This is a genomic window from Ruminococcus sp. (assembly GCF_017650195.1).
In the GTDB taxonomy this organism is placed as follows: Bacteria; Bacillota; Clostridia; order Oscillospirales; family Ruminococcaceae; genus Ruminococcus.
In genome coordinates this window covers 1-12611 of sequence record NZ_JAGCFH010000201.1, presented here as the reverse complement: position 1 = coordinate 12611, position 12611 = coordinate 1, and the positions used below count along the sequence as shown (strand labels likewise).

10 protein-coding genes are annotated in these 12611 nt (G+C 45.2%); all 10 read left to right on the top strand.

Annotated features, from left to right (window positions below; all coding sequences use genetic code 11):
• Nucleotides 1–256 precede the first annotated feature (256 nt).
• Entirely contained in the window at nucleotides 257–2539 is a 2283-nt protein-coding gene (locus J6U00_RS09330; protein ID WP_296581248.1) for a GGDEF domain-containing phosphodiesterase, read from the top strand.
• A gap of 30 nt (nucleotides 2540–2569) precedes the next feature.
• On the top strand, nucleotides 2570–3652 hold the full coding sequence (locus tag J6U00_RS09325) for an ATP-dependent 6-phosphofructokinase (RefSeq protein WP_296581247.1): 1083 nt from the start codon (nucleotides 2570–2572) through the stop codon (nucleotides 3650–3652).
• Between the two features lie 183 nt (nucleotides 3653–3835).
• Nucleotides 3836–4051, top strand: coding sequence for a TM2 domain-containing protein (locus tag J6U00_RS09320; RefSeq protein WP_296581250.1), 216 nt, complete (start codon nucleotides 3836–3838; stop codon nucleotides 4049–4051).
• Between the two features lie 323 nt (nucleotides 4052–4374).
• On the top strand, nucleotides 4375–6090 hold the full coding sequence (locus tag J6U00_RS09315; protein ID WP_296581246.1) for a phospho-sugar mutase: 1716 nt from the start codon (nucleotides 4375–4377) through the stop codon (nucleotides 6088–6090).
• 101 nt (nucleotides 6091–6191) lie between these two features.
• Nucleotides 6192–7889 carry a DUF6311 domain-containing protein gene (locus tag J6U00_RS09310; RefSeq protein ID WP_296581245.1) on the top strand — a complete coding sequence of 566 codons (1698 nt, stop codon included), beginning with the start codon at nucleotides 6192–6194 and terminating at the stop codon, nucleotides 7887–7889.
• Between the two features lie 138 nt (nucleotides 7890–8027).
• On the top strand, nucleotides 8028–8231 hold the full coding sequence (rpmE, locus tag J6U00_RS09305) for a 50S ribosomal protein L31 (protein ID WP_019678077.1): 204 nt from the start codon (nucleotides 8028–8030) through the stop codon (nucleotides 8229–8231).
• Between the two features lie 51 nt (nucleotides 8232–8282).
• Nucleotides 8283–8921 (top strand): YigZ family protein, encoded by a 639-nt coding sequence (locus J6U00_RS09300; RefSeq protein ID WP_296581243.1) that lies wholly within the window; start codon nucleotides 8283–8285, stop codon nucleotides 8919–8921.
• A 98-nt stretch (nucleotides 8922–9019) separates the two neighbouring features.
• The gene (locus tag J6U00_RS09295) at nucleotides 9020–10015 is read left to right on the top strand and encodes a deoxyguanosinetriphosphate triphosphohydrolase (RefSeq protein ID WP_296581241.1); all 996 of its coding nucleotides are present in this window, start codon (nucleotides 9020–9022) and stop codon (nucleotides 10013–10015) included.
• A gap of 9 nt (nucleotides 10016–10024) precedes the next feature.
• The gene (gene dnaG / locus J6U00_RS09290) at nucleotides 10025–11761 is read left to right on the top strand and encodes a DNA primase (protein ID WP_296581239.1); all 1737 of its coding nucleotides are present in this window, start codon (nucleotides 10025–10027) and stop codon (nucleotides 11759–11761) included.
• A gap of 14 nt (nucleotides 11762–11775) precedes the next feature.
• The coding region (locus J6U00_RS09285) for a sigma-70 family RNA polymerase sigma factor (protein ID WP_296581237.1) at nucleotides 11776–12611 on the top strand (836 nt) is incomplete at its 3' end.

Genomic DNA, 12611 nt, shown 5'->3' with positions numbered 1-12611 from the left:
TTATAACATATAACATACCAAATAGCAAGATTTACGAAGAAAAAACTCCTGCCGCTTAATATTGGCGCGAACATGTCTGCACTCGGCTCTTCTAAATAGCATTATATTTGACAAAAGTGTATATTACGTGAAATATTCTTGTAAATTTCCGTCAATTTTATCAAATTTGTTAGGACACGTAAATTTTTAATTGACTTTTTCGGCTATTATTGCTATAATGTAATTGAGTAAATATGTTTGAAGGGAGGCGGTATCTGTGAGCAAAAGATCAAGCCGACATAAAAACAACAGAAAAAACAAAGTAAAAAGAGTAACAAGCAGTTTCAACCCTCTTGCAGCAGCTATAATCATAGTTACCGCGACCATATTACTGATAGCTTATTGTATACTCTACCCGCAAAACGCAAAGACCACTCTCATCATATATGTTTGTACGATGATATGTGCTACGCTGATACTTGCGATCTCGGGATGGATATATAAAAATAAAAAGACCTCTTTAGACGAGTCCGATATCATCAAAGTCACCGAAAACCTTAATACTGAGATGATTATATGGACCGATGATTTCACCTACGTATATATAAACAAAAAGCTACGTGACCTTCTCGGCATCACAGCCGATTACTCTGACAAAATGGAAGGAGTATGGACAGCGTTCGGCATAACCAATCCCGATCCGCTTGCCCTTGAAAAGATAGTCGGAAGCAATTCCTACGAATCCACCTTCCGCAATCCCGCAGGATCCCTTATTTCCATAGCATGGAGCACTTCAATGGTTAAAAAGACGAGAAAGCACGCTCTTTTCCTCAGTACAGGCTTCAATCTCACAGAGCTGAAAAAAATGCGTGTTAATCTCGCAAGCGCAAACGATTTCTTCCATTCCTCAATGGAACTTGCTGAAATAGGTCTTATAATGAGCACCGACAGGAAGGTATTCCGCGCTTCGCCTGAACTTGCTCACATGCTGGGACTAAAAAACGGCACTATAAATGTTAATGAGCTACGCTCTATAATACACCCTAATGATAGGCTGCAATTTGACGGAGCTATCCGCAATAAGGATATATCTGCCGCAAAGACCATAGAAATGAGAGTCAAGAGCGCTGACGGAGCCTATCGCTGGTACTCATTCCGACTTAAGTCGATCCTTGGCTCTGGAAACAATTCTCCCCTCTTCGGCGGAGCCGTTATCGATGTAACACAGAAGCACGAGAAGGATATCCTTATCGAGCGCCTTGCGTACATTGATGATGTTACCGAGATAGCAAACCGCAACAAGCTCGTTGTTACAGGTCAGGAGATCTTCGATTCTTGTAAGATACTGGATTATTCCTTCTGGATAATCGTCCTAGATATCGACCGCTTCCATATCATCAACGATACCTGCGGCTATAACAACGGAAACTATGTGCTTAAAAACTTCGCACATATACTCTATAAATACGTGACCCCCGGCGGACTTGCAGCAAGAATAAGCGGCGATAACTTCGCCCTTCTCCTCAGAGACTACGGTGACGAGGAAATGCCTACAAGAACAGTAAAATCCATACAGGAGGACTTCACAAAGCTCGCTGTTGACGATTTTGCTTCAATAAGCCTTACTTGCTCTGCCGGCTTCTCGAAGATGCCCGAAGATGGAGGTTCCTTCCTTGAGGTAATGGAGCACGCTGAATTCGCTCTTAAATCCAATACTGGAATACAGGGAAGCGTGTGTGGCTACGAGCCTAGTATGCACGATTCCATAATCGGAAATACCGAGCTTGAAAAGGCACTTGCACTGGCAATAGACAATAACGAGCTTCAGCTATTCTATCAGCCTAAGATTGACCTGACATCAGGCAGGATAATGGGCGTTGAGGCGCTAATACGCTGGATAAAGCCCGACGGAACTATCATTGGTCCGGATTCCTTCGTACCTATTGCTGAAAGCTCTCACCTTATAGGCAAGATAAGCGAATTCGTACTTAACGAGGGCTGCCGCCAAAATAAGCTGTGGCAAAAAATGGGCTATCCGCCTATAGTAATGTCAATAAACTTCGCCTCTTCCGACTTTTATCAGACTGACCTCAAGGAAAAGGTGTTTGAAGCTCTTGCACGCTCTGCTCTCGATCCTCAGTGGCTTGAGGTTGAGCTTACAGAAAGCCTCGCCCTCAGTGATATTGACTTTGCCGTGGATCAGATGAATAAGATTAGAGATCTCGGCGTAAAGCTTGCTATGGACGACTTTGGCAAAGGTTACTCCTCACTTAGCTATTTACAGGTTCTCCCCATAACGTTACTGAAGCTCGACCGCTCTTTCATTACAGACATCGAGCATGACAATATAGCCTACGAGATAGTTTCTGCGGTAATACGTATCGCAAAATCCAAGAAGATAGAAACTATTGCTGAGGGTATCGAAAACAACGTTCAGGAGTCTATACTGCGAATGGCAGGCTGTGACTATGGTCAAGGTTTCCTCTACGGTCAGCCTATGCCGCCTGAAAAAATACTTGAATTCTTTGAAAAGAACGCAAAGCGCGACATGAAACGATAAAGCACAAACTACAATACGGAGGTCATAAATATGAAAAGACGAATAGGTATCCTTACGAGCGGCGGCGACTGCCCCGGTCTCAACGCAACTATACGCGGTGTGGCAAAGGCATGCTATGAGCGCTTCGGAGAGGACAATGTTGATATCGTTGGTATCTCAAACGGCTATTACGGTCTTATCAATAATCTCTGCAAGGATATGTCTCCATCCTCATTCTCAGGTATCCTCACACAGGGCGGTACCATATTCGGAACGAAGCGCCAACCCTTCAAGATGATGCAGGTCATCGGAGAGGATAATATCGACAAGGTAAAAAATATGAAGGAGACCTACAAGAAGCAGAAGCTTGACTGTCTCCTCACACTAGGCGGTAATGGAACCCACAAGACCTCAAAGCTCCTTGCAGACGAGGGGCTCAATATAATAGGACTTCCAAAGACTATAGATAATGATATATACGGTACAGACGTTACTTTCGGCTTTCATACAGCCGTAGATATCGCAACAGACGTGCTGGACAGGCTTCATACAACAGCTGCCAGCCATTCTCGTGTGCTCCTCTGTGAGATAATGGGAAACAAAGCTGGATGGCTGACCCTTAACGCAGGTATCGCAGGCGGTGCCGACGTAATAATAATACCGGAAATACCTTATGATATCGACAAGGTATGCGACGCAGTAATGGCAAGAAGTGCCAGCGGCAAGACCTTCTCCATAGTTGCTGTAGCAGAGGGAGCCTTCGATGTCAACGAGGCTCAGCTCAAAAAGAAAGAGCGTGCAAAAAAGCGTGCCGAAGCTGGAATACTCACAGCTACCGGACGCATCGCCGCTCAGATACAGTCAAATACGGGTCTTGAAGCCCGTGTCTGTGTACCCGGTCACATGCTCAGAGGCGGAGCTCCTAGTGCATACGACCGCGTGCTCTCAACGCAGTTCGGAGTACACGCAGCCTATCTTATCGCAAAGGAGCGCTACGGCAGAACAGTTGCAAAGATAGGCAACAAGATAACCTCCAACAAGCTGGAGGATATCGCAGGAAAGACAAAATTCGTGGATACCGAGAACCACCTCGTTATCGCAGCACGTGATATCGGCGTTTCCTTCGGAGACTGACATACATGTAATCAGAGCCGCAGCAACTTTTTTTCAAACAGCTGCGGCTCGTATTGTAGTTTTTTACACAGAAACTGAAATTTCAACATATTTCGCTAATGTTATCATTAAATCAATTATATTTATATTTTGAGAGTAGTAAATTTTTATTTACAAAAACAATGATATAGGAGCGTGATTTATATGTATTCGGAAAAGAATTGGCATACAACTTTATTGCTTTGTTTGTTCCTCGGTTTTTTGGGGCTCCACAGGTTCTATGTTGGCAGAACCAGAACAGGCATATTATACCTGTTTACCTTCGGATTAATCGGTATTGGTTCGCTTGTAGACCTTATCTATATAATCTCCGATAGATTCACCGATGGTAAGGAGCTACCTATTGTAAATCTAGAATAAACCTTTGACACAGGCTTGAAATACAGCCTGTGTTTTTAATTTCAGAAATTCTTCCTTCAATGCTTCTAAAGCTCATCCCACTGCTGGTTACTCACTTATCATTAATGAACTGTTCTGCGAAGCAGTATACTGCTCGTATTATATACAATATAAAATACTAATATTATAAATAGATATGTGCCTTATAATCTGCAGTATACAGCCATCTAAGTCCGTTTATTGCTTGTTAAAACATAAATAAATCCTGTTTTTTCAAAAAAACTATTCCAAAAAACTATAAAGTGTGATATAATAATTATATATCTGTTCAGGAGGTATTAAACATGAAAGAAATGGAACTTTACAGCCTCTGGTGCGAAAACGCAAAGGAGGATCAGGATCTTCAGACTGAGCTCATGGGGATAAAGAGCGACAGTGACGGTATAAAAGACAGGTTTTACCGTGATCTTGAATTTGGTACAGGCGGACTGAGAGGGGTTATAGGCGCCGGTACGAACCGCATGAATATCTATACTGTAAGACGCGCCACACAGGGTTTTGCAGACTATCTCAATCAGGAGTACAAGAATCCGAGCGTTGCTATTTCCTACGACAGCCGTATTAAAAGCGACGTTTTCTCGAGAACTGCGGCTGAAGTCCTTGCTGCAAACGGTATAAAGGTACATATATACAAGGAACTCATGCCTACTCCCTGCCTTTCATGGGCAGTCCGCTCACTAAAATGTCAGGGCGGTATAATGGTGACGGCAAGCCACAATCCTGCCAAGTACAACGGTTACAAGGTGTACGGCGAGGATGGCTGCCAGATAACGCTCAGAGGAGCTGAGATAATCCTCGAAAAGATCAATTCGCTTGATATCTTCAAAGATGTCAAAAGGGCAAATTTCGATGAGGAGCTCAAAAAGGGCAATATCTCCTACATCAGCGACGATATCACAGAAGCCTTCTATCAGCGTGTCCTCGCTGAGGGAATTAATACCGATCTCTGCCCTTCAAGTGGTCTGAAAGTGGTATACACTCCGCTCAACGGCACAGGAAACAAACCTGTACGAGAGATACTCAAACGTATAGGCATTACAGACGTAACTATAGTAAAGGAACAGGAACAGCCGGACGGCAATTTTACCACATGTCCCTATCCTAACCCAGAGATAAGGGAGGCTTTGCAGGTTGGTCTCAGCTACTGCGACAAGGTAAAGCCTGATCTCCTTCTTGCCACCGATCCTGACTGTGACCGCGTAGGCATAGCAGTTCCAGACGGCAACGGCGGCTATGCCCTCTTCTCAGGAAATGAGGTAGGAGCAATGCTCCTTGAATATATCTGCGAGCAGCGCGTAAAGAAGGGCACTATGCCAAAAGATCCTGTCGCTGTAAAAACTATCGTTACCACTGATATCGTAAACCTCATCGGCAAGGAATACGGTGTCGAGATAAGAGAAGTCCTCACAGGCTTCAAGTTCATCGGCGAACAGATAGGCTTCCTTGAAGAAAAGGGAGAGGAAAAACGTTATGTATTCGGCTTTGAAGAGAGCTACGGTTATCTCTCTGGCGGATACGTAAGAGACAAGGACGCAGTTGACGCTTCGATGCTGATATGTGAAATGGCTGCTTACTACCGCACACAGGGCATAACCCTCATGCAGGCAAGAGAAAACTTGTACAAAAAGTACGGTATGTTCCTCCAAACCCTTTACAGCTTCGAGTTCGACGGCGAAAGCGGAATGAAGCACATGGAAGAAATAATGGCTAACCTTCGTCAGGCACCTCCCACATCTATAGGAGGCCTGAAAGTCGAGCGCTTTGAAGACTATAAGGCAAGCACTTCAAAGGATATCGCAACCGGCAAGGTAAAGGAGCTCACACTCCCCAAATCCAATGTTCTTGCTTTCTACCTTGAAAACAACTGCAAGGCTATCGTCCGTCCTTCCGGTACGGAGCCCAAGATAAAGACCTATCTCACTGCAAAGGCTGCTACAAAGGCAGAAGCTGAGGCTATTGAGCAGAAGATATATGCAGACTTTACTCAAAGCATGAAATAATATCAAAGGGCGGACTTCTGTTCGCCCATTTACTTGTAGCAGAAAGGCAGAACTTTCCGCTGATGAAATATTAAAATTTGACAAGGAGTGCAGGCTTAATAATGGCTTTTTCCAAAACAACCCCCCCAAAAAAAGGATTACTCAAAGATCATAGCAGTAAGGTCGTATTTCTGATTGGAGCAATACTCGGTGCTCTCACGTTCATCGTGATATTCGGCGCTTCCATGGTATCCCCTTCAAACACAGACTGGATATTAGGCTACACCAGCGATGCCACACAGCATCATCTCGGCTGGGTATTCTTCAGGAACACCCCGTGGACCTTCCCGATTGGTCTCACTAAAGGACTTACCTGCACTGGTCCCGTTTCGTGTATGTACTCGGATTCTATTCCACTTTTCGGATTGATATTCAAGATACTCTCTCCCATTCTTCCCGAGACATTCCAATTTCTCGGTCTCTGGGGAATGATATGTTTCGCTCTCAACGGCGGCTTCGGTGCTGCTTTGCTCTACAGGATAAAGCCAAATATAGTATTCTCATCGGTCGGCTCGCTGTTCTATTCAGCCTTTCCGCCGTCCATACACCGCATCACACACCACAACTCTCTCGGCGCAATATGGCTTTTCATCATCGCCATGATACTCTGTCTCGATTATAAGAAAAAGTACAAGCACAGGTTCACTCCCATGATACTTTGGTCAGTTAACTGTATGCTTGCCGTTCTGATACATTCCTATTTCGTTCCTATGGTGTTCATGGTCATGCTGGGATACGTGATACTCGTCGTATACAGGGAGAAGAAGCTCAAAAAGGCAGTTGCCGTTTTCTGTGCTTCTGTCGTATCGACTCTGCTGACCTTGTTCATCATAGGAGGCTTCTACGGACAGGGCAGCTATATTGACGGCGGCTTCGGCGGATACTCTTCAAACCTCAATACATTTTTCGACAGCCGCGGATTTTCAAAGTTCCTTCGTCCCCTCAACGCCTTTGACGGACAGGGAGAGGGCTTCGGATATCTCGGTCTCGGCATGATAGTTTGTGTTATCATCGCATTGATAATCCTTTTAAGCATTCTGGAAAAGAAGGAAGGCAGCTTCATAAAGGCTGCACGCGGACTGTATAAAAAGTACAAAGTCGAGTTCTGGGCTATTACCGCAGTATTCATGTTCAGCTTCTGCTGGGCTGTCAGCAACAGGATAACCCTCAACGGAAGGGTCCTCCTTGAGATTCCCCTCCCCCGTCTTGTAAGAGGAGGTCTCAGCATATTCCGCTGTTCGGGACGTTTTATATGGGTCTCCGGTGTGATAGTCATGACATCAGCTATGGCGCTGGTCTCAAAGCTCCCCAAAAAGACTGCAATAGCTGTAGTTGGTCTGTGCTTCCTCATTCAGGGTCTGGATATCCGTGACTGGTGCAGGAATCTTCACAAACAGTACGCTCAGCCACCTGCTTATGAAGATGCTCTTCAGGACGAGAGGTGGGAGGAACTGACAGAGGATACAAAAGAGATAATCTTCCTGCCCATGAAGGACGCTTACGGTCTGTATATGCAGATGTACTTTGATTTTGCACAGATGGCAGCTAAAAAGAACATAAGCTTGAGTAGCTTCTATCTTGCACGTATGGACCTCGCCTCTTGCAGAGACTACGCACAGGAGGCATACGATCAGCTCAAAGCCGGAAACGGCAGGAGCGACGTCCTTTATGTATTCTTTGACAAAGAGGATGCTGTTGAGGAGACAGATAAAACGAAGGTCTATGAGATCGACGGCTACACTGTTGCTAAAGTTAAATAAAAATAATAATTTTATTTGCTATTGACAGACAAGTTATATAGTGATATAATTAATTACTGTAATGTATATTCGGCACTACTGTCTAAAGGAACTGATGGGCTGCTCGATTTGCAAAAAAAATCGAAAGAGGTGACAATCGTGAAAGAAGGAATCCATCCTGAATTCAAGAAGACCACAATTACATGCCATTGCGGTAATGTGATCGAGACTATGTCTACAAAGGAAAACATCAAGGTTGAAATCTGCTCAAAGTGCCATCCGTTCTATACCGGAAAGCAGAAGCTTGTTGATACAGGCGGACGTGTTGACAGATTCAAGAAGCGTTTCAATATGGACAAGTAATTCGCAAGCCCCGTCATTGACGGGGCTTTTCGTCAATAAGGTTAATTTATTATGAACTATTTCACTATTTCCGCAAATGCAAAAGCTTCTTTCATAGAAAAGCGCTCAGAGTTCATAGGCTATATCGCCCCTGTAAAGACAAACGACGAGGCTGTAGCCTTTATTAATTCCATAAAAGCTGAGCATCGTAAGGCAAAGCATAACGTATATGCTTATATACTCCGCGGGGATAATATTTCCCGTTATTCCGACGACGGAGAGCCTCAGGGCACAGCCGGAGTACCTGTCCTCGACGTGCTCCAGAAGCGCGGACTCACAGACGTTTGCGTAGTAGTAACTCGTTATTTCGGAGGTATACTCCTCGGTGGTGGAGGACTTGTGAGAGCCTACTCACATGCAGCTTCCCTCGCCTGTGACGCTGCACATATAATGAATATGTGTCTGTGCCACCGTCTCAAGATAACAGCAGATTACGGTATGTACGGAAAGATATCTTATCTTCTGCCAAATTTTGATACAATCACTGTAAATTCAGACTTTGGCAGTGATGTTACTCTTGAGATACTTGTCCTCTCTGAGAAGTTAGATGTTCTAAAAAGCGAACTCACCGAAGCTACCAACGGCTCTGTCGTTATTACTGACTGCGGAGAACTTTTTGAAGATTTTTCCTCTGTGAAAAATTTTTCTTGAAAAAATAAAGGGTTTTTTGTCCCGTTTTAGTATAAGTATTATAGACGCATTTTTCAGGCAGTATTACTGAAAAGCTTTTTATGTCAGGGGGAATAGGTATGACAGTACGCGAACAGATAGAGATAAGCGAGGCAGGTATACTCAGCAAATTTGCCTGCGCAAGCATAGATACAAAGGGTACAGAGCGTGAGCGCTATGAGGACAAATGCCCTTATAGAACAGAATTTCAGCGCGACCGTGACCGCATTCTCCACTGCAACTCCTTTCGCAGACTGAAACGTAAAACACAGGTCTTCCTCTCGCCCGTCGGCGACCACTACAGGACAAGGCTCACCCATACCCTTGAGGTATCCCAGATAGCAAGGACTATCGCAAGGGGTATGCGTCTCAACGAGGATCTCACTGAGGCTATTGCTCTCGGTCACGACTTGGGTCATTCTCCCTTCGGCCACTGCGGCGAAAGAACTCTTGACGAGATATGCCCCCATGGCTTCAAGCACTACGAGCAAAGCGTCCGCGTGGTTGAGGTCCTTGAAAAAAAGGGTAATGGACTGAATCTAACCTATGCAGTCCGCAACGGCATACTCTGCCATACAAATATGATTGCGGATACCAAAGAGGGCAATATTGTCCGTCTTGCTGATACTATCGCTTACATAAATCACGATATTGAAGACTCTATCCGCGCTGGTATACTTGATCCAAACGAACTTCCACGTGACTGCGTCGTAGTTCTCGGAAATACCAAGACAAAAAGGATAACAACACTTATAGCTTCCGTAATAGAACACGGAGCATTTGATATAGACTTTGCGCCAGAGATACGCAAAGCTCATGACGACCTAAAAAGATTCATGTTTGAAAAGGTATACACCAATCCTACTGCAAAACAGGAGGAAAGCAAGGCTGAACAGCTGATACGCAAACTTTATGCCTATTTCATCGAGAACAGCAAAAAGCTCCCCGATGAATATCGCAGTATAATGAAAGATTCAGACGCCGACCGCGCCGTCTGTGACTATATATCTGGAATGAGCGACGAATACGCCGTCGATCTCTACACCGAGCTTTTTGTGCCGAAATTCTGGAAGTGAGGGAAAATAATGCCTCAGAACGACGAATTTCTATATAATCTCCGCAATGCTAACCCCATAGAGACAGTCATGGGCGGCTATGTGAACCTTATAAGGCGAGGACGGAATTATGTCTGCTCCTGCCCCTTCCACTCGGAAAAGACCCCTTCATGCACCATTTTCACTGATACCCAGAGCTTTTACTGCTTCGGCTGCGGCGCAGGCGGTGACGTGATAACCTTCACTATGAAGGCGGAAAATCTCGACTTCTCGGAAGCAGTAAAGCTCCTAGCTCAACGCTCCGGTATGGAAGTTCCCGAGTACGGTAATAAGGACAGTAGCTATGCAAAGCGTAAAACCCGTATCTACGAAATGAACCGCATTGCTGCGAATCACTTCTATACAAATCTATTCAAGGGTAACGACAAGTCTGGTCTACAGTATTTCGCCAGCCGCAAACTGACGCCTCAGACTATAAAAAAGTACGGTCTTGGTTATGCTACCGACTCATGGAACGACCTGACAGACCTGCTCAGGTCAAAGGGATATTCCGACGAGGAGATAACTGACGCATGGCTGGGTGGTCAGAGAAACGGACGTACCTTCGATATGTTCAGGAAAAGAGTAATGTTCCCTATCATCGACCTCCGCGGCAATATAATCGGTTTCGGTGGACGAGTCCTCGATGATTCCCAGCCTAAATACCTGAATACTGGAAAAACTCCTGTATTCGACAAAGGCTCAAATCTGTTCTCTATGAACTTTGCAAAGAACTCCAACGCCAAAAAGCTGATACTATGCGAAGGATATATGGACGTCATAGCCGTTAATCAGGCTGGCTTTGAGAACGTGGTTGCCACCCTCGGCACTGCGATAACTCCCGATCAAGCACGGCTCATAAGCCATTACGCTGAGGAGGTAGTAGTCGCCTACGACAGCGATGGTGCAGGACAGAAGGCTACTCAAAAGGCTATTAACCACTTTGCAGACGTTGGGCTCCGTACTAAGATACTCCACATGGAGGGTGCAAAAGATCCTGATGAATACATAAAAAAGTTCGGACGGGATCGCTTCCGTATGCTTATAGACGATTCCAACGATGCTAATGACTTCATGCTGGACAGATGTGAGGACGGTCTCGATCTTTCCACAGAAATAGGCAGAGTTGAACTTCTCAAACGCACTGCTAAGGTGCTTGCAGGTATAGAATCCCCGCTCGAGCGCGAGGTATACATCTCCCGGACATCAAAGAAATGTGATATACCGGTACAGGTTCTGAAAACACATATAGATTCAATGCTCGAAAAAAACAGTCGCAGCGCCAAAAAGAACGAATGGCGCTCCATAAAGGCTAAAACATCATACATACGCGACGATATAAACCCCGACGCAGTATCCAACAAAAAGGAAGCCCGCGCCGAGGAGACTATAATCAGCTATCTACTGAAACGTCCTCAGGAATGGGAGAATATCGAAAAGCTTGCTCCTCCGGAGTGCTTTGTTACCGCATTCAACAAAAAGGTATACATGGCTCTGCTCACTGCAATGAAAAATTCGGACAAGTTCTCGATATCTCTGCTCTCGGACGAATTTTCTCCCGAAGAAACGGGAAGAATAAGCGGAATAGCTGCTAAAAAGCGCGAGGTAGCCGTTACGCTCGACGTAGTTGCCGACTGCGCACAGGTACTCAGGAACAGTACACCTAAAACCGACGGAGAGCTGAGCAACGACGAGCTGCTTGAACTATTCCGTTCCAAAAACAAGTAGGAGGATAAATACAAATGGAAAAGAAAAACACCATAGAAGCTCTTATGGAACAAGGTAAAGCCAACGGCAGGCTCACTACCAAGGAGATAACCGACGCTCTCGAGGAGCTTGATTTCAGCGTCGATCAGATCGACACCTTCTATGAAAATTGTGAAAATCTCAATATCGAGATTATTGAGGATATGAACCTCGACGCCGACCTTAAGATCGGTCTTGACTCAAATATGACAGACGACCTTGAAATGGCTCTTTCCACAGAGGGTATAGCTATCGACGACCCGGTAAAGATATATCTCAAGGAAATAGGAAGAGTCCCCCTTCTTACAACCGAAGAAGAGATAGAGCTTGCACAGAGAATGGCAAAGGGCGATCCCTATGCCAAGAAGCGTCTCTCGGAAGCTAACCTCCGTCTTGTTGTATCCATAGCAAAAAAGTACGTAGGAAGAGGTATGCAGTTCCTTGATCTCATACAGGAGGGCAATCTCGGTCTTATCAAAGCAGTTGAGAAGTTCGACTACACAAAGGGCTTCAAGTTTTCCACTTATGCAACATGGTGGATAAGACAGGCTATAACACGTGCTATTGCCGATCAGGCAAGGACTATACGTATTCCCGTACACATGGTCGAGACTATCACAAAGGTAAAGAAGGTATCCAGTCAGCTCCTCCACGAGAACGGTCACGACCCGAGCCCCGAAGAGATAGCCGAAAAGCTCAATATGCCAGTTGACAAGGTACGTGAGATCATGCGTGTAGCACAGGATCCCGTATCTCTTGAAACTCCTATTGGTGAGGAAGAAGACAGCCACCTCGGAGACTTTATCCCCGACGATGACGCTCCAGCTCCGGC